The 18,485-nt window shown below is 66.6% G+C and carries 18 protein-coding genes; 11 read left to right on the top strand and 7 right to left on the bottom strand.

Going from position 1 to position 18,485, the window contains the following annotated elements; genetic code table 11:
• Positions 1 to 5: 5 nt before the first annotated feature.
• Both MG068_RS14870 and MG068_RS14865 read right to left on the bottom strand, forming a co-directional pair.
• Positions 6 to 428: an HIT domain-containing protein gene (locus MG068_RS14870; RefSeq protein ID WP_010483023.1), complete on the bottom strand. Its 423-nt coding sequence runs from the start codon at positions 426 to 428 to the stop codon at positions 6 to 8.
• Positions 425 to 1,096, bottom strand: a complete 672-nt coding sequence (locus MG068_RS14865; RefSeq protein ID WP_049423813.1) for a dienelactone hydrolase family protein — start codon at positions 1,094 to 1,096, stop codon at positions 425 to 427. The genes MG068_RS14870 and MG068_RS14865 overlap by 4 nt, the downstream gene beginning before the upstream one ends.
• Before the next feature lie 598 nt (positions 1,097 to 1,694).
• Between MG068_RS14865 and MG068_RS14860 the strand changes: the two genes are divergently transcribed.
• On the top strand, positions 1,695 to 2,402 hold the full coding sequence (locus MG068_RS14860) for a hypothetical protein (protein ID WP_132810555.1): 708 nt from the start codon (positions 1,695 to 1,697) through the stop codon (positions 2,400 to 2,402).
• 385 nt (positions 2,403 to 2,787) lie between these two features.
• Here the strand turns inward: MG068_RS14860 and MG068_RS14850 are convergent, their stop codons facing one another.
• On the bottom strand, positions 2,788 to 3,102 hold the full coding sequence (locus MG068_RS14850; RefSeq protein WP_132810553.1) for a hypothetical protein: 315 nt from the start codon (positions 3,100 to 3,102) through the stop codon (positions 2,788 to 2,790).
• 351 nt (positions 3,103 to 3,453) lie between these two features.
• On the opposite strand from MG068_RS14850, the gene rimO reads away from it, so the two are divergent.
• Both rimO and MG068_RS14840 read left to right on the top strand, forming a co-directional pair.
• Positions 3,454 to 4,815: a 30S ribosomal protein S12 methylthiotransferase RimO gene (gene rimO, locus MG068_RS14845; protein WP_049398716.1), complete on the top strand. Its 1,362-nt coding sequence runs from the start codon at positions 3,454 to 3,456 to the stop codon at positions 4,813 to 4,815.
• Positions 4,812 to 5,648 (top strand): DUF3025 domain-containing protein, encoded by an 837-nt coding sequence (locus MG068_RS14840; protein WP_132810552.1) that lies wholly within the window; start codon positions 4,812 to 4,814, stop codon positions 5,646 to 5,648. Before rimO ends, MG068_RS14840 begins: the two co-directional genes overlap by 4 nt.
• Before the next feature lie 157 nt (positions 5,649 to 5,805).
• Here the strand turns inward: MG068_RS14840 and greB are convergent, their stop codons facing one another.
• Complete coding sequence (gene greB, locus MG068_RS14835; protein ID WP_032128239.1) at positions 5,806 to 6,312, bottom strand: transcription elongation factor GreB; 507 nt, start codon at positions 6,310 to 6,312, stop codon at positions 5,806 to 5,808.
• 78 nt (positions 6,313 to 6,390) lie between these two features.
• The gene (locus tag MG068_RS14830; RefSeq protein WP_132810551.1) at positions 6,391 to 7,896 is read right to left on the bottom strand and encodes a helicase HerA-like domain-containing protein; all 1,506 of its coding nucleotides are present in this window, start codon (positions 7,894 to 7,896) and stop codon (positions 6,391 to 6,393) included.
• Between the two features lie 122 nt (positions 7,897 to 8,018).
• On the opposite strand from MG068_RS14830, the gene MG068_RS14825 reads away from it, so the two are divergent.
• A complete protein-coding gene (locus MG068_RS14825; protein ID WP_071228772.1) occupies positions 8,019 to 9,623 on the top strand; it encodes a transglycosylase SLT domain-containing protein in 1,605 nt (534 codons plus the stop codon).
• A 22-nt stretch (positions 9,624 to 9,645) separates the two neighbouring features.
• Complete coding sequence (locus MG068_RS14820) at positions 9,646 to 9,993, top strand: ribonuclease E inhibitor RraB (RefSeq protein WP_107433337.1); 348 nt, start codon at positions 9,646 to 9,648, stop codon at positions 9,991 to 9,993.
• Between the two features lie 91 nt (positions 9,994 to 10,084).
• Here the strand turns inward: MG068_RS14820 and asd are convergent, their stop codons facing one another.
• Both asd and MG068_RS14810 read right to left on the bottom strand, forming a co-directional pair.
• Positions 10,085 to 10,927, bottom strand: a complete 843-nt coding sequence (gene asd / locus MG068_RS14815) for an archaetidylserine decarboxylase (protein ID WP_006381472.1) — start codon at positions 10,925 to 10,927, stop codon at positions 10,085 to 10,087.
• On the bottom strand, positions 10,924 to 11,574 hold the full coding sequence (locus MG068_RS14810) for an SCO family protein (protein WP_132810550.1): 651 nt from the start codon (positions 11,572 to 11,574) through the stop codon (positions 10,924 to 10,926). Before MG068_RS14810 ends, asd begins: the two co-directional genes overlap by 4 nt.
• Positions 11,575 to 11,696: 122 nt before the next feature.
• On the opposite strand from MG068_RS14810, the gene prmB reads away from it, so the two are divergent.
• From prmB to MG068_RS14780, 6 genes are all read left to right on the top strand, one after another.
• Complete coding sequence (prmB, locus tag MG068_RS14805) at positions 11,697 to 12,626, top strand: 50S ribosomal protein L3 N(5)-glutamine methyltransferase (protein ID WP_032128243.1); 930 nt, start codon at positions 11,697 to 11,699, stop codon at positions 12,624 to 12,626.
• Complete coding sequence (gene aroC / locus MG068_RS14800) at positions 12,623 to 13,726, top strand: chorismate synthase (protein ID WP_071229128.1); 1,104 nt, start codon at positions 12,623 to 12,625, stop codon at positions 13,724 to 13,726. Before prmB ends, aroC begins: the two co-directional genes overlap by 4 nt.
• Positions 13,719 to 14,756: a 2-hydroxyacid dehydrogenase gene (locus tag MG068_RS14795; protein ID WP_132810549.1), complete on the top strand. Its 1,038-nt coding sequence runs from the start codon at positions 13,719 to 13,721 to the stop codon at positions 14,754 to 14,756. Before aroC ends, MG068_RS14795 begins: the two co-directional genes overlap by 8 nt.
• A gap of 92 nt (positions 14,757 to 14,848) precedes the next feature.
• Positions 14,849 to 15,877 (top strand): aspartate-semialdehyde dehydrogenase, encoded by a 1,029-nt coding sequence (locus tag MG068_RS14790; protein ID WP_012511725.1) that lies wholly within the window; start codon positions 14,849 to 14,851, stop codon positions 15,875 to 15,877.
• 148 nt (positions 15,878 to 16,025) lie between these two features.
• On the top strand, positions 16,026 to 18,080 hold the full coding sequence (locus tag MG068_RS14785; protein WP_132810548.1) for a FimV/HubP family polar landmark protein: 2,055 nt from the start codon (positions 16,026 to 16,028) through the stop codon (positions 18,078 to 18,080).
• Positions 18,081 to 18,106: 26 nt separating this feature from the next.
• A complete protein-coding gene (locus MG068_RS14780) occupies positions 18,107 to 18,469 on the top strand; it encodes a VOC family protein (RefSeq protein WP_032128247.1) in 363 nt (120 codons plus the stop codon).
• Positions 18,470 to 18,485 lie beyond the last annotated feature (16 nt).

Raw genomic sequence — 18,485 nt, 5'->3', positions numbered from 1 at the left:
AACGCTCAGGACTGGGCTGGATATCCTAGCCGTTCCTTCCAGTAGGCGACATGCTGGTCCAGCGCACCCGGCTCGTAGCGGTGCGCGGGGCCGCTGCCCCAGACCGGGCCCGGCCACGCGGGGTCGCCGTCATGGCGGCCGATCACATGGAAATGCAGCTGGCGCACGATGTTGCCCAGCGCACCGATATTGATCTTCTCCACCCCGTCGGCGCCCTTCAGGGCCTTGCAGGCGCGGTTGAGCTCGGTGCGCAGCTTGTCCTGCTGCTCGCCGTCCAGCTCGATCCACTCGGTCACCCCGGCCAGGCGCGGTACCAGCACCAGCCAGGGGAATCGTTCGTCGTTCATCAGCCGCACTTGCGACAACGGTCCTTCCGCCACCAGCACGCTATCGGTGGCCAGGCGTGAATCGAGTTCGAAATCGCTCATCCAAGATGCTCCGAGAAGAAGTCCAGGGTGCGTTGCAGCGCCAGGGTGGCGCTGTCTGGATCATACGCATGTCCGACCTCCCGGTTGAAGGCGTGGTCGGCCGGATAGACGAAGGTGGCCATCTGCGGCAGCTTCTCGCGATGGGCCTGCACGGCCTCCGGGGGGATGCTCTTGTCCTGGGCACCGAAGTGGAAGATCACCGGGGCCTTGGGTGTCTCATCCAGGAACTGGACGTTGCGCGCACCGTAGTAGCTGGCCGACGGCAGTCCCAGGCGCAGCGCGGACAGTAGGGCGACACTGCCGCCCCAGCAGTAGCCGACCGTGCCGACTTTGCCGTAGGGGGCCAACCGGGTCGCTGCGGCACGGACCACCTCCAGCGCCTTCTCCATGCCCAGTGCGGTCACCCGTTCCAGGCCCTGCTTCACGCCGTCGGCGTCATAGGGCAGGGCGTCCGGATCGGCTTCTGTGCCGTCAATCAGGTCGAAAAAGGACGGCGCCAGCACCGCATAGCCTTCGGCCGCGAAGCGCTCGGCCACGCCGCGGATGTGCGGGTTGGCGCCGAAGATTTCCTGCACCACCACCAGCCCGCCACGCGGGGTGCCCTCCGGCAGGGCGTGCCAGGCCCGTACCGGGCCGTGATGCGTATCCAGGGTGATCCACTCGGCCATCGTTTCCATCTCGTTGCGGGGAACAGAACGGCATTGTCGGCGCTGCGTGGGTTAGCGCGGTGTCAGCGGCTGTGCGTGATCGGGCGGCTGGCCATTCAGAGCGCGGCCGCCAACCCCGGTATACTGGCGCCCTTTCAGGCCCCGGCCCCCAGGTCCCCCTGCCATGCCGGCAGGGGCCCAGGCCCCCAGAGTCCCGCGATTCCATGTCCCAGCTGAACCCCAAAGTCGGCTTCGTCAGCCTTGGCTGCCCGAAGGGTGGGTGAAATAGACTCCTGAGCTGTGCCGCCGGGGCCGTTGGGTTGCAATCGATCGAGCGCCGATGATCGATGCGACACATGTGTTGATTTTTTCTGCGAGAACCATTTGTTCTTGCGCATGAGGCTATTGGTGAAATTTTAATGCAAAGCCTTATAGATCGGTTGGAAAAACTGGCGAAGGCAATAGATTTATTGGCTACTTGGAATGACTTCCTGTGTCCAGAATCACATTATGGATTCGGTGAATAGCCGCTTGGCTAGGCCTTTTAAAAATCCTAAATTGACATGGTTCTGGAGCGAGGCGTAAAAGGCACGAACGTCCGATAAATGGAGTTTCATAGATGAAGATCCAAAAAGGAATTCGCGTTCTGTCTGCGCTTGTGGTGGCGGCAATCCCCACCTTGGTTATGGCCAGCCAGCCTATGTACCAAGACCGCCAGATGGCGTCATCAGATGGGAAGCAATGGGTTGAGCGGACCGTGCGTCTATCAGACTTCAACGGCGGAGAAGTCACTGTCCAGGTGCGCCTTTTCAAAGATGGAAAGGGCGGCTACGTGTATCGCTACAATGACCAAACTGAAGCGACGAAGCTCTATCATCAAGCTGCGTGTGAAGTGACAAACTCGAAAGCTCGGCATGGTGAGACGGTGATATCTGGCGAGTCGGCAGTGGTTGGCTGGTCTTGTGAGGGTGAGTCAGATCCAGCTGCGGAGCTAAAGCCGGCCGCCAGCGACATGGTGCAACCCAAGGCGGGATACTACGTATTCGCATTGGCGCCCAGTGGTAGTGCGCCAATCGGCGTCAATTTCAATTCGGTAGGCACTGCTCGCTTTCAGAGTTCATTGGCAGGTAAATCTACAGGGGCGCTCTCCCTTGATAATGGGCGCTGCACGACTTCCGCTAGCGATGAATACACTGGCCCATTCACGGGTACTTATACTCTTCAAGTCGTGTGTATTGGCGTAAGGCGCGGCGTCATACCGACTGCTATGTCGGCATGCATTCCGCGGGTGTGCTCAACAAACAACGGAGCGGTTGACGTCTATTGATGTGTTGACTTAGAGGACGGGCTCCAGGAACTAGTGGTCCCACTTCGGTGTCACTTCGACAGAATGCCGGGAACTTTCCTGCTCGGCCCGGGTAGCCACTGATGTACCACTTGCAGTACTTTTGCGCAGGCGCTAGATGCGCCTGCGTTTTCATCGGCCGTGTATGCCGGGATACTTAAGCACTCTCAGATGACCGTGTCCGCGAAGGTAGTTGCGGTAGGCTTCGACGGATGCGTCCCAGGCCGCTCTCGCAACCTCCGGACCTGTAGCGACAATGCATCCATGCGCGTCGACCACCGCAAGCTGAGCTGGTCGACCCTCACCGTCTGTGATGGTAATTCCCTCAAAAATCACCGCCCTGATCGTTGGCGGCGCTGCAAGCTTTTCAGCGGCGCCCATGTTGACCCTCCAAGCGTTGAGCCTTCGGCTTGCGATCGGCCAGGCCGAGCTGGAACTGCAGCACGTTGTCGGTCGCAGCAGGCGCAGCGGCTGCGCGCGCGCTACGCGCCGGGCGGTTCAGGCGGCGCCATGCAGCAATGGCCGCATCGGGGTCGGCATGCTTGCTGGTCGACCTGCACGCGCATTCGACCAGGTGGCCACCGCCGGCGGACGCGCAGCGCTTGTCGTGGATGTGGCGCGCGCGATGGCCGGCGGCGCAGTTAGGCAACCCTTCCGGGTGGCTGATATGTTCCTGGGTCATGGCTTGTTGCACTCCTCGATGTGGGCTTCGAGCTTTTCGATGAGGAAGGTGGCTTCGGTGGCCCTGCGGCGGCGTTCGTGGGTGCCGATCGGTGCCGGTCCCGCGTCGCGGATCCACTTGAGCGGCTCAAGGAACCAGCTCGCCTCGACTGGGAGCCGGGTGCGCGGGTCGACTTTCTGGATCAGCGGCTCACAATCCGGCAGCGCGGTGTCAGCGGCTGTGCGTGATCGGGCGGCTGGCCATTCAGAGCGCGGCCGCCAACCCCGGTATACTGGCGCCCTTTCAGGCCCCGGCCCCCAGGAACCCCTGCCACGACGGCAGGGGCCCAGGCCCCCAGAGTCCCGCGATTCCATGTCCCAGCTGAACCCCAAAGTCGGCTTCGTCAGCCTTGGCTGCCCGAAGGCCCTTGTCGATTCCGAACGCATCCTTACCCAGCTCCGCTCGGAAGGCTACGACATCGTGCCGTCCTACGATTCGGCCGACGTGGTGGTGGTCAACACCTGCGGCTTCATCGATTCGGCGGTGACCGAGTCGCTGGACGCGATCGGCGAGGCGATGAACCAGAACGGCAAGGTCATCGTCACCGGCTGCCTGGGCAAGCGACCGGAGCAGATCCGCGAGGCGTACCCCAACGTGCTGGCGGTGTCCGGCCCGCAGGACTACCAGAGCGTGATGGAAGCGGTGCACGAAGCGCTGCCGCCCAAGCACGATCCGTTCGTGGACCTGGTGCCCGACTACGGCATCAAGCTGACCCCGCGTCACTATGCCTACCTGAAGATTTCCGAGGGCTGCAACCACAAGTGCAGCTTCTGCATCATTCCGTCGATGCGCGGCAAGCTGGTCTCGCGCCCGGTGGATGAAGTGCTGCGTGAAGCCGAGCGCCTGGTGCGTGGTGGCGTGCGCGAGCTGCTGGTGGTTTCGCAGGACACCTCGGCCTATGGCGTGGACGTGAAGTACGCCGAGAAGATGTGGCGTGACAAGGCCTACCAGACCCGTCTGAAGGCGCTGTGCGAAGGCCTGTCCGAGCTGGATGCGTGGGTGCGCATGCACTACGTCTACCCGTACCCGCACGTGGACGAGGTGGTGCCGCTGATGGCCGAAAACCGCATCCTGCCGTACCTGGACATCCCGTTCCAGCATGCCAGCCCGCGCATCCTGCGCCTGATGAAGCGCCCCGGCGCGGTCGAGAAGACCCTGGAGCGCGTGCAGAACTGGCGCCGCATCGCGCCGGACATCACCGTGCGTTCCACCTTCATCGTCGGCTTCCCCGGCGAGACCGAGGCCGAATTTGAAGAGCTGCTGTCGTTCCTCGACGAAGCGCAGCTGGACCGCGTCGGCGCGTTCGCCTATTCGCCGGTCGAAGGTGCCACCGCCAATGACCTGCCCGATGCGGTTCCGGAGGAAGTGAAGCAGGAGCGCCTGGCCCGTTTCATGGAAAAGCAGGCGCAGATTTCCGCTGCGCGCCTGGAGGCCAAGATCGGCACCGTGCAGCAGTGCCTGGTCGACGCCATCGAAGGCGATATCGCGGTGGCCCGTTCCAAGGCCGATGCCCCGGAGATCGATGGCCTGGTGCACATCCAGAATGCCGACCAGGTGCCGTTGCGCGTAGGTGAGTTCGTCGACGTGGACATCACCGAGAGCGACGAGCACGACCTGTACGGTGACGCGCTGCCGGCCGCCACCCGCCCGGCATTCGATCTCAAGATGCTGTGACCGCGGCGACGACCGCGGCCGGTGACGGCAGCAGCGTCCGCCGTTTCGTGCCGCCGCCGCGTGCGGCGGTCGATCCACAGGTGTTCGGGCACCCGGTGTTTGCCGGATTGCGCGACGTTCGTGATCTGTTGGAAGGCCCGGCGTGGCCGTCCATTGCAGCGCTCGAGGCACGCCTCGCGCTACCGGGCAAGCAGCTGGTCGAGCAGGATGCCACGCTGCTGGCCGACGGCCTGCACTACGAAGCCCGCATCGCACAGGGCCGCATCGCCACCCGCGCCGACAACTGGCATGACCTGTTCAACGCACTGGTGTGGGCCCACTACCCGCAGCTCAAGCAGGCGCTCAATGCGCAGCAGTGCCGGCATATCGAGGCGATGCCGCCGGGCCAGCGCAACCGCGCGCAGGCGGCACTGACCCAGTTCGACGAAACCGGCGTGATCGTGCGTGTGCGCGATCACAGGCTGCTGGCTGCCTGGGATGTGCACGACTGGTGTGCGCTGTTCGAATCGAGACACTGGCTGAGCGGCGACATCGCCATCGCTGCGGTATTCGGGCACGCGCTGATGGAGCAGGCGCTGCTGCCGGGCCGCCGGCTGGTGGGCAAGTGCGTGGTGGTGCTCGGCAAAGCCGATGACACCTGTGTTGACGCGGTGACCGCGGCCATTGCCGAAGGCAGGGCAGTGACCGATCCCCTGCAGTTGCGTCCGCTGCCGTTGGCTGGAGTTCCGGGCTGGCACGAGAGACAGGACGCCGACTTCTATGCAGATGCCGCGTACTTCCGCCCGTTGCGTGCCGGCCGCCAGTATCCGCCGCCGTTGCACGGGGCTATGTAGAGTCGACTGTCAGTCGACTGCTCTTCGTTCCGAGGCTGTGAACGCCCGACAGGTGGCTTCGGCGAGTCATCAACCGCGATGAGGAGCGCGGTGCGTTTACCGTCCGGCTGCGGAGGTTTGTGCCGCGCTTGGCGCGGTAGTCGACTGACAGTCGACGCTACAGCGGTTCGTATTCCACCCCGATTACCGCAAAGGTGAACTGGCCGCCGGGCAGCTCCACCGAGAATTCATCATCCAGCCGCTTCTTCAGCAGTGCACGTGCCAGCGGCGAATCGATGCTGATCCAACCCAGGCCTGCGTCGGTCTCATCCGGGCCGACAATGCGATAGCGGCTGGTGTCGCCACTGTCCACGTTCTCCAGTTCCACCCACGCACCAAAGAACACCGCCTGAGGATCGGTCGGCGTGGTGTCGACCACGCGCAGCGATTCCAGCCGCTTGGTCAGGTAGCGCACGCGGCGGTCGATTTCACCCAGCTGCTTCTTGCGGTAGGTGTACTCGGCGTTCTCGGAGCGGTCGCCTTCCGCGGCAGCGGCGGCCAGCGCCTTCACCACCTCCGGGCGGCGCACACGCCACAGCTCATCCAGTTCGGCCTTCAACCGGGCGTGGCCGGAGGCGGTGATCAGGGCGGTACTCTTTTCTGCAGGGGGACGCCAACGCGACATGTGGTGCAACTTCTTTTCAGGGGAACGATGGGGCCGGGTCCTTTCCACAGGAAAGGCCTCCGACCCCGGGAGGGCAGGTCAGCGTTTGCCGCCGAAGATGCCGCCCAGCAGGCCGCGCACGATCTGGTTGCCCAGCTTGGTGCCAACGGTACGCGTGGTCTGCTTGGCCATGGTCTCGATCATGCCCTGGCGGCGCTTGGTGCCGAAGATCGCATCCTTGATCGCCTGGCCGAAACCGCCTTCCTGCGCCTCGTCCTGCTCGCGGCTGCGGGCCGCCGGCGCCTGCGCCTGCTCGACCGTCTTCTGCGCGCGCTGGGCCAGCAGCTCGGCGGCCGATTCGCGGTTGATCGCGGTGTCGTAGCGGGTGCCGACCGGGCTGCCGGCACGCACCTGGGCACGTTCGGCCTCGGTGATCGGCCCCATCCGGCAGCGCGGCGGTGCGATCATCGTCTGCTGCACCGGCATCGGCACGCCCTTGTCCTGCAGCGTGGAGACCAGTGCTTCGCCGGTACCGAGCTGACTGAGCACCTTGGCCACGTCCAGCTTCGGATTCGGTACGAAGGTCTCGGCAGCAGTCTTCACTGCCTTCTGGTCGCGCGGGGTGAACGCACGCAGTGCGTGCTGTACGCGGTTGCCGAGCTGGCCGAGGATGTTGCCCGGCACGTCATCAGGGAACTGCGAGCAGAAGTACACGCCCACACCCTTGGAGCGGATCAGGCGCACCACCTGCTCGATGCGCTGCACCAGTGAGGCCGGTGCGTCGTCGAACAGCAGGTGGGCCTCGTCGAAGATGAAGACCAGCTTCGGCTTGTCCAGGTCGCCGACCTCCGGCAGCTGCTCGAACAGCTCCGACAGCAGCCACAGCAGGAAGGTGGAATACAACTTGGGCTTGAGCACCAGCTGGTCGGCGGCGAGGATGCCGATCACGCCGCGGCCGTCGTGATTGACCCGCATGATGTCGGCCAGTTCCAAGGCCGGTTCGCCGAAGAAGTTCTCGCCGCCATCCTGTGCCAGGCGCAACACCGAGCGCTGGATCGCAGCGATGGACTGCGCGCTGACCAGACCGTACTCGGTGGAGATGTCCTTGCGTTCCTCGGCAACCAGGCCGAGCAGGGCGCGCAGGTCATCCATGTCCAGCAGCAGCAGGCCGCGATCGTCGGCCAGCTTGAACACGATGTCGAGCACGCCGGACTGGGTGTCGTTCAACTCGAGGATGCGTGCCAGCAGGGTCGGGCCCATTTCGCTGACCGTGGTGCGCACCGGGTGCCCGAGCTTGCCGTACAGGTCCCAGAAAATGGTCGGGCTGGCGGCCGGCGCGTAGTCGGCCACGCCGATCTCGGCGGCGCGCTTGAGCAGGTTCTCGGCACCGGTGCCGGGCACGGCCAGGCCGGACACATCGCCCTTCACATCGGCCAGGAACACCGGCACGCCCAGCCGCGAGAAGCCCTCGGCCAGGGTCATCAAGGTCACGGTCTTGCCGGTACCGGTGGCGCCGGCCACCAGGCCGTGGCGGTTGCCGAGTTTCGGCAGCAGGGTGACGGCAATATCGTCGGTGATGCCTTTGCCGAGCAGAATCGGATCCATGGTCCAGCCCTTGTGGTGAATAGCCCAATGTTAACCGCCGGCGGTGACGGGCCGAAGGTCGGCTTGCCCGGACCTTGGCGGCGCCGCTACTCTGCCTGCCTGTTTCGCACACAGTGCCATCAATGCCCGTTCCTGTCCTGATTTCCCGCGGTTGGCCGCTGCTGGCCCTGGCCGGCCTGGTTTCCCTGGCGCCCGACGCCCATGCGCAGCGGGTTTCGGCCCGGGACAAGGTGAAGGTGGATGCGCTGCAGCAGCGCATGACCGCCGCCGAGAAGCGCTACAGCGATGCGCTGCTGCTGGTCGCCAATGCCGACCCCAAGGGCAGCAACGAGGCGGACGCCGCGCTGGAGGACATGGAAGATGTCCTCAACGACTGCGTGAAGCAGAAGGGCTGCCAGATGGGCACCCTGCTGGCCAGCTACAAGCGCCTGCTCAAGCATGATGCTGATGCCGCTGCCAGCGATGACGTGGCCGACGAGGGTGGTGACCGCCTGGAAGCCGACCCCGACCATATCGGCCCGCTTACCGCCGACGTGCCGGAGGCCGCGCGCGCTGCAGCGCTGCTCAACGACAAGCGACATGCCTTCGACACCATGGTCGAGTACAACCCCGCCGTGCAGGCCGGCATCCGGCGCTGGTTGACCGACATGCGCCCGGCGCTGCTGACCAGCTACGAGAACTACCAGAACCTGCGCGCGGTGATGTGGCCGGAGTGGGAAAAGCGTGGTCTGCCGGAGGCGCTGCTGTTCGGCATCATGGCCAAGGAGTCCAACGGCCGTGTGCATGCCTCCTCGCGTGCCGGCGCCGCCGGGCTGATGCAGTTCATGCCGGCCACCGGCCGCCGCTTCGGCCTGGGCCCGGACGGCACCGGCTTCGACACGCGCTTTGACGCACGCAGTGCCGCCGAGGCCAGCGCCAGTTATCTCAACGAGCGCCTGCGCGAACTGAACAACAACGTGGAAATGTCGGTGGCCGCCTACAACGGTGGCGAAGGCCGCGCCGCGCGCGTGTTCAAGCAGAGCGGTGGCCAGAGTTTCTGGACCGACAGCGTCTACAACCAGTTCCCCGGTGAAACCAAGGACTACGTGCCGATGGTGATCGCCGCGGCCTGGATCTTCCTGCACCCGCAGCAGTACGGTGTGGAGCTGCCGAAGATCAGTGCGCAGCCGGCCACGCTGCGCCTGGCCAAGTCCACCACCATCTACGAACTGACCATCTGCCTGGGCAGCCACGGCACCCGTGATGGCTACATGCGCGCGCTGCGCAATCTCAATCCGCGCTATGAGGCCGATGGCTGGATTCCGGCCGGCACGCTGATCAACGCCACCACCCGCATTGCCGGCCTGTACCAGCGCAACTGCGTCAGTGGCCCGCGTGCCGACCTGGCCCGCACCCTGATCACCGCCGATCTGAACGCGGCGATCAAGCGCCCGACCGCCGCCAGCTACACCGGCAGCGTGGCCGTGGGCGGCGTGGTGCCGGTGGCCGACGCCGCGGCCTCCACCAGCGTGCCGACCACACCGGTCGCTCCGGTAGCCACGCCGCGCCCGGCGGCACGGCCGAAGCCGGTGCGCAGCCACAAGGTGGGCCGGGGTGAGACCCTGGGCGCCATTGCCGCGAAGTTCCAGTGCGACGTGCCGACCCTGGCCCGCGCCAACGGCCTGAAGGCCCCGGCCTACAGCCTGCGCCACGGCCAGACGCTGAAGCTGCAGGGCTGCGACAAGTAATGCCCCCGACCCTGGAATCCGCATGGACCTCGAAGACACCCGCAACCTGTTCGCCAACCTCCGCGAAAACACCGACTGGGACATCACCGGCCCGTTGCTGTGGGGGTACTTCTTCGTGCACTCCACTGCCGAGCCGTTGCAGGCACTGGCGCAGCACCTGCAGGCGCAGGGTTACACCTTCGTGGAATTGTTCGAGCAGGATCCGGAAGAGGGCGACGCGCCGTTCCACGTGCTGCATGTGGAGCGCGTGGAGATCCACGACGAAGCCTCGCTTGACCGCCGCAACCAGGAATTCGCAGCGCTGGCCGCGGAGAAGGGCGTGGAAGACTACGACGGCATGGACGTCGGCCCGGCCCCGGCCCTGCAGTAACGCGCGTACCGGTAGTGCCGGCCGCTGGCCGGCAATGCTCGTCGCGTTGGATCAACGGAGATGCCGGCCAGCGGCCGGCACTACCGAAGCCTCAGCGTAGCTTCGCCAGCGCCTGGCCCAGTTGCACCGGGCTTTCGGCACCCAGCTGCGGGGCGAACTCGGCCACGCCCGGCGGCAGCAGCACGATCACGGTCGAGCCGTAGTTGAAGCGCGCCATCTCGGCGAAGCGCTCCAGCTGGATGCCCTGGCCGCGGTAGTCCTTGCGGGTGATGCGGTCACCGTAGGCCGGAATTTCTTCGCCGCTCCACACGGTTTCCACGCCGGACACCAGCAGCGCACCGACCATCACGCTGACCATCGGGCCGAAGCTGGTATCGAAATGGCAGACCAGGCGCTCGTTGCGCGCGAACAGGCGCGGCACGCCGTTGACGGCGGCCGGGCCGACGCTGAACAGGCGGCCGGGCACGTGCACGGTTTCGCGCAGGGTGCCGGTCCACGGCATGTGCACGCGGTGGTAGTCGCGCGGCGACAGGTACACGGTGGCGTACAGGCCGTCGTTGTACGGCTTGGCGTCCTCGTCACTGCCCAGCAGTTCGGCGGCGGTGAACGACTGGCCCTTGGCCTGGAAGATGCGGCCGGCTTCGATCCTGCCGAGCTGGCTGATGCGGCCGTCGGCCGGCATCACCAGGCTGCGCGGATCGGCATCGGCCACGCGCGCGCCCGGTTTCAGTGCACGGGTGAAGAACTGGTTGAAGGTGGCATAGCTGCGCGGGTCCGGGTTGGCCGCTTCGTCCAGATTGACGTTGAACTTGCGGGTGACCGTGTCGATCAGCCAGCGCGACACGCGCGGATCGTCCGAGTACGCCAGCGAACGCGCCATCGAGGACAGCAGGCGGTGGGGCAGGGCGTACGTCAGGGCGGTGGTGAGGCTCATGGGGCGGTTTTCTCGGTCAGCTTCTGCAGGTCGCGGGCAATGGCCGGCGCGTTGAACGGGGGCCGCACCAGGCCGGCAAGGCGGCCCTGCGGGTCGAGCACGGCCAGGCTGGCCGAGTGCTCGACGGTGTAATCCTCGGGGTTCTCGTCGAAGTGCTTGCCCGGCACCTTCTGGAACACGAAGCCCAGCGAGGTGGCGAAGCGCTCCAGCGAGGGAACGTCGGCGGTGGCGGCCAGGGTGTCCTTGTGGAAGCCGTGCACGTACTCGCCCAGGCGGGTGGCGCTGTCACGGTCCGGGTCGACCGAGATGAACAGCACGCGCGGGCGCAGGCTGTCGGGCAGGGCCTCCCAATGGTTCTGCGCGCCGGCCAGCTCGGCCAGGGTGGTCGGGCAGACGTCCGGGCAGAAGGTGAAGCCCAGGAACACCAGGGTCCAGTGACCCTTCAGTTCGCCCGGGATCAGGCGGGTGCCGTCGGACTGGGCCAGATTGAAGTCGGGCAGTTCGCGCGGCTGCGGGTACAGGGTGATCGCTTCGGTGGCCGGGGCATTGGCCGGCGGTTTCGGCGCGAACACCTGCTGGGCGGCCAGCAGGCCGAGACCCGCCGCCAGGGCGATCAGCAGGATGATGCCGGCGTTGCGATTGAACATGGGAGCCCCCGCGCGAAGTGGGCTCCATCATACCGGCTGCGGCCCGATCGTTTCTGCCGCAACGGATGCCGCCGCGGGCGCCAGCCCCTATAATCGAGGGCCACTTTGCCCGCAGTACCGCCATGACCGCTGAAACGGCCGCCGAACTCCACACGATCATCGATCTGATCCGCTACGGCACCAGCCGTTTCAACGAAGCCGGGCTGACCTTCGGGCACAGCTACGACAACGCGCTGGATGAAGCGACCCAGCTGGTGCTGCACAGCCTGCACCTGCCGCACGATCTGGGGCCGGCCTACGGCCAGGCGCGCCTGCTGCAGGAAGAGAAGGTGCGCGTGCTGGAACTGTTCCAGCGTCGCATCGACGAACGCATCCCGGCCGCCTACCTGACCGGTGAGGCCTGGTTCGCCGGTCTGAGCTTCAAGAGCGACAAGCGCGCCCTGGTGCCGCGCTCGCCGATCGCTGAACTGATCGAGTGCGGCTTCGAGCCGTGGCTGGCCGGCCGTGATGTCAGCCGTGCGCTGGACCTGTGCACCGGCTCGGGCTGCATCGCCATTGCCATGGGTCACTACTACCCGAACTGGGAAGTGGACGGCGTCGACCTTAGCGACGATGCACTGTCGCTTGCCGAAGAAAACAAGGAGCGCCTGCAGGCGCACAACGTCACCCTGCTCAAGTCGGACCTGTTCAACGGCCTGACCGGTCGCCACTACGACCTGATCGTCACCAATCCGCCGTACGTCACCAACGACGAGACCGATGCCCTGCCGCAGGAGTACTCCTACGAGCCGGAAATGGGCCTGCGTGCCGGCGACGACGGCCTGGACCTGGTGCTGAAGATCCTGCGTGACGCCCCGCTGCACCTGAGCGAGGACGGCCTGCTGATCTGCGAAGTGGGCGAATCCGAGCAGCACCTGATCAAGCTGCTGCCGGAAGTCGACTTCGCCTGGATCGAGTTCAAGGTCGGCCAGATGGGCATCTTCGCGGTCGAGTGCCGCGAGCTGATCGCCCACAGCGCGCGCATCACCGAACTGGCGGCGCAGCGCCCGTGAGCTCCAATTCGTTCGGCAAGCTGTTCACCGTCACCACGTTCGGCGAGTCGCACGGGCCGGCCATCGGCTGCGTGATCGATGGCTGCCCTCCGGGGCTGGCGCTGGACGCGGCCGAATTCGCCCATGACCTGCAGCGTCGCGCGACCGGCAAGAGCCGGCACACCTCGGCCCGCCGCGAGGCCGATGAGGTCGAGATCCTGTCCGGCGTGTACGAGGGCCTGACCACCGGCACGCCGATCGCGCTGCTGATCCGCAACACCGACCAGCGCAGCAAGGATTACGTGAACATCGGCCAGCAGTTCCGGCCGGGTCATGCCGACTACAGCTACTGGCACAAGTACGGCATCCGCGACCCGCGCGGTGGCGGCCGTTCCTCGGCGCGCGAGACCACCATGCGCGTGGCCGCCGGCGTGGTCGCCAAGAAGTGGCTGGCCGAACGCTTCGGCGTCACCGTGCGCGGCTACCTGTCGCAGCTGGGCGACATCACCCCGGCCGGTTTCGACTGGTCGGCGGTGGAAGACAACCCGTTCTTCTGGCCGCACGCCGCACAGGTGCCCGAGCTGGAGGCGTACATGGATGCGCTGCGCAAGTCCGGTGATTCGGTCGGTGCGCGCGTGGACGTGGTCGCCGACAACGTGCCGCCGGGCTGGGGCGAGCCGATCTACGGCAAGCTCGATGGCGAACTGGCCGCCGCGCTGATGAGCATCAACGCGGTCAAGGGCGTTGAGATCGGTGACGGTTTCGCCAGCGCCGCACAGAAGGGCACCGAACACCGTGACCTGCTGACCCCGCAGGGCTTCGCCAGCAACCATGCCGGCGGCATCCTCGGTGGCATCTCCACCGGCCAGCCGGTGGTTGCGTCGATGGTGTTGAAGCCGACTTCCAGCCTGCGCCTGCCGGGCCCGTCGCTGGACACCGCCGGCAACGTGGTCGAGGTGGTCACCACCGGTCGCCACGATCCCTGCGTCGGCATCCGCGCCACCCCGATCGCCGAGGCGATGGTGGCGATGGTGCTGATGGACCAGGCGCTGCGTCATCGCGCGCAGTGCGGCGATGTCGGCACGATCACCCCGCGTATTCCCGGGCAGATCGATGGCTGACACGCGGCCGACCGTGTGGGTGAGCCAGCCGCTGATCGACGCGGCCATCGCGCCGCTGCGCGATCGCGTGCAGCTGCGCAGCACCGACACCGTCACCGCTTGGTCACCCGACCAGATCGCCGAACAGCTGGCCAGCGCCGACGGCGCCATCATCACCCTCAACGAGCGCATCGGCGCAGCACAGGTGGCCGATGCCGCGCAGCTGCAGGTGATCGCCAATGTCGGTGTCGGCTACAACAACCTGGACGTCGACGCGCTCAGCGTGGCCGGCATCCTCGCCAGCAATACCCCGGACGTCCTGACTGAAACCACCGCCGATCTCGGTTTCGCTCTGTTGATGGCCGCCGCGCGCCGCATCACTGAATCCGAGCGCTGGCTGCGCGAAGGCCAGTGGAAGCAGTGGTCGTTCCAGACCATGCTCGGTGCCGACATCCACGGCAGTACGCTGGGCATCCTTGGCATGGGCCGCATCGGCCAGGGCATCGCCCGTCGCGGCGCGCACGGTTTCGGCATGAAGGTGCTGTACCACAACCGTTCGCAGCTTCCGGCCGCGACCGAAGCGGAGGTGGGGGCCCGTTACGTTGACCTGGACACGCTGCTGGCGCAGGCCGATCACCTGCTGCTGGTGCTGCCGTATACCCCGGCCTCGCACCACCTGATCGATGCCGCCGCACTGGCGAAGATGAAGCCGTCGGCGACGCTGGTGAACATCGCCCGCGGCGGCCTGGTCGATGAGATCGCGCTGGCCGATGCGCTGGCCAGCGGCCGATTGGCTGCCGCCGGCCTGGATGTGTACGAAGGCGAGCCAAAGGTACGCCCCGAACTGCTGGCGCTGCGCAACGTCGTGCTCACTCCGCACATCGGCAGCGCCTCGCTGGCCACGCGCACGGCGATGGTACAGCTGGCCGTGGATAATCTGGTTGCCGGGCTCGGCCTGGACGGCGGCCCGTCGCGCATGCCGAGCGCGATCAACGCTGACGCGGCGATGGCCGCGCGCGTGACTCTGGGCAAAAAAACCGGGAAACGATAGGGAACCTCCGCGCGCCCCGCTTGAGGAGGTTCCCCGAACCCAGCTGTCGTGCGTGTTTTTTCCCCATCCCCGTTTTCGTGAGAGTTTCCCCCATGAGCAATGCACAGCGCAGTTTCCACGTCGCCGTCGTCGGTGCCACCGGTGCGGTCGGCGAGACCATGTTGTCGATCCTGGCCGAGCGTGACTTCCCGGTCGGTACCCTGAGTGTCCTCGCTTCCGAGCGTTCGGCCGGCGGCGAGATCGAGTTCAACGGCCAGAAGGTCAAGGTCCAGGATCTGGCCACCTTCGATCCGAGCGGCGTCGAGATCGCCCTGTTCTCGGCCGGTGGCAGCGTGTCCAAGGAATACGCGCCGAAGTTCGCGGCTGCCGGTGCGGTGGTGATCGACAACTCCTCGGCGTTCCGATACGACGATGACGTGCCGCTGGTGGTGTCCGAGGTCAACCCGGAGCAGGTCGCCAACCGTCCGCGTGGCATCATCGCCAACCCGAACTGCTCGACCATGCAGATGCTGGTGGCGCTGGCGCCGCTGCACCGCAAGTACGGCATCGAGCGCATCAACGTCTCCACCTACCAGTCGGTGTCCGGCGGTGGCCGTTCGGCAACCGAGGAGCTGGGCAAGCAGACCGGCCAGCTGCTGAGCTTCCAGGAAATCGATCCACAGCGTTTCCCGGTGCAGATCGCTTTCAACCTGATCCCGCACATCGACGACTTCCAGGACAACGGCTTCACCAAGGAAGAGATGAAGCTGATCTGGGAGACCCGCAAGATCCTCGGCGACGACAGCATCCTGGTGAACCCGACCGCGGTGCGCGTGCCGGTGTTCTACGGCCATTCCGAGTCGGTGGCGATCGAGACCCGCGACAAGGTGACCGTCGCAGAAGCGCGCGCGCTGCTGGAGCAGTCGCCGGGCATCGAAGTGGTGGATCGCCACGAGGCTGGCGGCTATCCGACCCCGGTCACGCATGCGTCGGGCACCGACGCGGTGTACGTTGGCCGCATCCGTGAGGATCTGTCGCACCCGCGCGGCCTGAACCTGTGGATCGTGTCGGACAACGTGCGCAAGGGCGCGGCGTTGAATGCCGTGCAGCTGGCCGAGCTGGTCGCCGCCGAGCAGCGCTGATCACAGCGGTTGCCTCATCGGTAGTGCCGGCCGCTGGCCGGTATTGCCGTGATGGGGGCGTGCGTGTATGCCGGCCAGCGGCCGGCACTACCGAAGGTCTCCCATCGGTGGGTGCGGACCCCGGTCCGCACGCTTTATAGTGTCGCCCATGAATAAACGGGCCAAGGGCGCAAAGCGCCCGCTCACCTATCTGTCCGCCGCACTGCTCGCCCTGGCCAGCAGTTCGGCGCTTGCCCTGGGGTTGGGCGACATCCGGGTCCTGTCCAAGCCGGGCCAGCCCCTGCTGGCCGAAATCCCGGTGGTCTCGGCGGACCCGTCCGAACTGGAAAACCTGCGCGTGGCGCTGGCCTCACCGGTCACCTTCGAACGTGTCGGCCTGCAGCGGCCAACCGGACTGGTCAGTGAACTGCAGTTCGAACTGACCCGCGACACGCAGGGCAGGGCGGTGGTGCGCGTCACCTCGCAGGCGCCGGTGGAGACGCCGTCGCTCAGCTTCCTGATCGAAGCCGACTGGGGCCAGGGCCGCCTGGTGCGTGAGTACTCGGCACTGGTCGATGCGCCGCCCAGTGCGTTGGCCGTGGCCGAGCCGGAAATCGTCGCGCCGGCCGGTACGCTCTCCAATACCATCGTGCGTGAACCAGCACCGGCTTCGGTGCCAGCAGCAGAGACGCCCACGACGCCGCCACCAGCGGTGGCGCCAGCACCGGCACGCCCGCGTGCGGCCTCCGCGCCAGTTGCTGCACCGGCGGCCGATGGCAGCATCATCGTGCAGCGCGGGCAGACCCTGTCGGAGATCGCCAGTGCGGTGGCACGTGGCAACCAGGTCAGTCGCGACCGCGCGATGATCGCCCTGCTGCGTGCCAATCCCGAAGCCTTCATCCGCGGCAACGTCAACCTGCTCAAGCAGGGTGCGGTGCTGCGCATGCCCGGCAGTGATGCGCTTGCTGCGGTCGACGCTGCCGAAGCGGCGACGCTCGTGCGCGAGCATGCCACGCAATGGCGGCAGGCGCGTACCGTGCCGCAACCGGTGGGCATGGCCGCACCGGTTGCCAAGGCGGCAGCCACGAACGCTTCTTCCCCGGCCGCGGCCAATGGGGCACGACTTGAGATCGCTCCGGCGCTGGCGTCCGACGCCGCGCACGCGGGCACAACCACCGGCACCGCTGCCGGCAGCGAGGGTGACATGCTGGGCAACGAACAACTGCGCCAGGCGCGTGAGGACATCGCCACCCGCGATGCCGAGATCGGCGAGCTGAAGCAGCGCGTGGCCGACCTGGAAAAGCTCAAGGAACAGCAGCAGTCGCTGATCGCGATGAAGGACAACGATCTGGCCGCCGCGCAGCAGCGCCTGGCGCAGGCACCGGATGCCCGCGATGCGGCAACGCCGTGGTACTGGCTGGGGCTGCCGGTGCTGCTGCTGGCGGCGGGCGCCGCCTGGCTGCTGCGTCGTCGCAAGCCGTCGCCGCTGCCGCCGTTGCGTGAGGAAGACGATGCCGCCGGCCTGGCCGCAGCGGTGCCGGCGGGTGCGGCGCTGGATACGCTGGCCGAGCAGTCCTCGTGGTCATCGGCTGTTGCCGGCAACGGCCGCCAGGAACCGGCGATGCCCGACTGGGCGACCGAAACCGAAGTGCACGACGTAGTGGTCGCCGAACCTGTCGCCGAGCGCGCGGTACGGGCCGAATGGCAGGCCGACACGCTGCGCGACGAGGACGCGGTGGCCTTGCCCGAAGCGGTGACCGATCTGCCGCGCTGGGACGATTCCGCAACCACCGCCGACGAGGTTGTCGTCGCCGTGCCGCTGCAGGACGAACGCGTTGTACCGCAGGCGCCGGCCGACGTGGCGGTGCCGGATTACGCACTGCATGCCGAACAGCAGCCGCAGTTCCGCGGCGTGTTCGATCTGCCGGCCGACGCGCATGACAACGAGGCGCCGGCGGATGCCGCTCATCCCGAAGCCATCGACGGCATCGACCATGGCAGCATCGAGGCCTCTCATTCCGACGACATCGCGTCGAGCGCAGCCGCGCCTGCCGGCGACGCCGGCTGGTCGCCACGTGCCGGCCAGGAGCGCCTGGAACTGGCCATTGCCTACCTCGATCTGGGCGACGCGCAGACGGCGCGCACCCTGTTGCTGGAAGTCGCCGAAGGCGGTGACCTGCACAGCCAGGCCCAGGCCCGTGAACTGCTGGCGCGCCTGCCGTGACCGAACCTGCCGACAAGGACCTTGCCATGAGCCGCGAACGCCGCATCGACTACGTTGAATTCGCGTCCAGCGACCCGGCTGCCAGCCGTGCCTTCTTCGAGAAGGTGTTCGGCTGGTCGTTCGTCGACTACGGCAGCGACTATACGGCGTTCGACGATGGCCGCCTGCAGGGCGGCTTCTTCCGTGGCCAGCCGCAGCGGGCCAGCGACAGCGGTGCACCGCTGCTGGTGCTGTATGCCGACGCACTGGCACCGGTCGAGGCCGCCGTGCGCGACGCCGGCGGCGAGATCGTGCGCGCGGTGTTTTCCTTCCCCGGTGGCAGCCGCTTCCAGTTCGTCGAGCCCGGTGGCAACGAACTGGCGGTCTGGTCCGAACGCGATCCGGCCTGAGCGCCGCCCCATCCGC

The sequence above is a fragment of the Stenotrophomonas sp. ASS1 genome, assembly GCF_004346925.1.
Taxonomy (GTDB): domain Bacteria; phylum Pseudomonadota; class Gammaproteobacteria; order Xanthomonadales; family Xanthomonadaceae; genus Stenotrophomonas; species Stenotrophomonas maltophilia_A.
This window is presented reverse-complemented; position numbering and strand designations above follow the sequence as displayed.

Bases quoted from the DNA above. Each gene is read 5' to 3' on its own strand.
- MG068_RS14870 (WP_010483023.1), bottom strand. From the start codon at position 428: ATGAGCGATTTCGAACTCGATTCACGCCTGGCCACCGATAGCGTGCTG.
- MG068_RS14865 (WP_049423813.1), bottom strand. From the start codon at position 1,096: ATGGCCGAGTGGATCACCCTGGATACGCATCACGGCCCGGTACGGGCC.
- MG068_RS14860 (WP_132810555.1), top strand. From the start codon at position 1,695: ATGAAGATCCAAAAAGGAATTCGCGTTCTGTCTGCGCTTGTGGTGGCG.
- MG068_RS14850 (WP_132810553.1), bottom strand. From the start codon at position 3,102: ATGACCCAGGAACATATCAGCCACCCGGAAGGGTTGCCTAACTGCGCC.
- rimO (WP_049398716.1), top strand. From the start codon at position 3,454: ATGTCCCAGCTGAACCCCAAAGTCGGCTTCGTCAGCCTTGGCTGCCCG.
- greB (WP_032128239.1), bottom strand. From the start codon at position 6,312: ATGTCGCGTTGGCGTCCCCCTGCAGAAAAGAGTACCGCCCTGATCACC.
- MG068_RS14830 (WP_132810551.1), bottom strand. From the start codon at position 7,896: ATGGATCCGATTCTGCTCGGCAAAGGCATCACCGACGATATTGCCGTC.
- MG068_RS14825 (WP_071228772.1), top strand. From the start codon at position 8,019: ATGCCCGTTCCTGTCCTGATTTCCCGCGGTTGGCCGCTGCTGGCCCTG.
- MG068_RS14820 (WP_107433337.1), top strand. From the start codon at position 9,646: ATGGACCTCGAAGACACCCGCAACCTGTTCGCCAACCTCCGCGAAAAC.
- asd (WP_006381472.1), bottom strand. From the start codon at position 10,927: ATGAGCCTCACCACCGCCCTGACGTACGCCCTGCCCCACCGCCTGCTG.
- MG068_RS14810 (WP_132810550.1), bottom strand. From the start codon at position 11,574: ATGTTCAATCGCAACGCCGGCATCATCCTGCTGATCGCCCTGGCGGCG.
- prmB (WP_032128243.1), top strand. From the start codon at position 11,697: ATGACCGCTGAAACGGCCGCCGAACTCCACACGATCATCGATCTGATC.
- MG068_RS14795 (WP_132810549.1), top strand. From the start codon at position 13,719: ATGGCTGACACGCGGCCGACCGTGTGGGTGAGCCAGCCGCTGATCGAC.
- MG068_RS14790 (WP_012511725.1), top strand. From the start codon at position 14,849: ATGAGCAATGCACAGCGCAGTTTCCACGTCGCCGTCGTCGGTGCCACC.
- MG068_RS14785 (WP_132810548.1), top strand. From the start codon at position 16,026: ATGAATAAACGGGCCAAGGGCGCAAAGCGCCCGCTCACCTATCTGTCC.
- MG068_RS14780 (WP_032128247.1), top strand. From the start codon at position 18,107: ATGAGCCGCGAACGCCGCATCGACTACGTTGAATTCGCGTCCAGCGAC.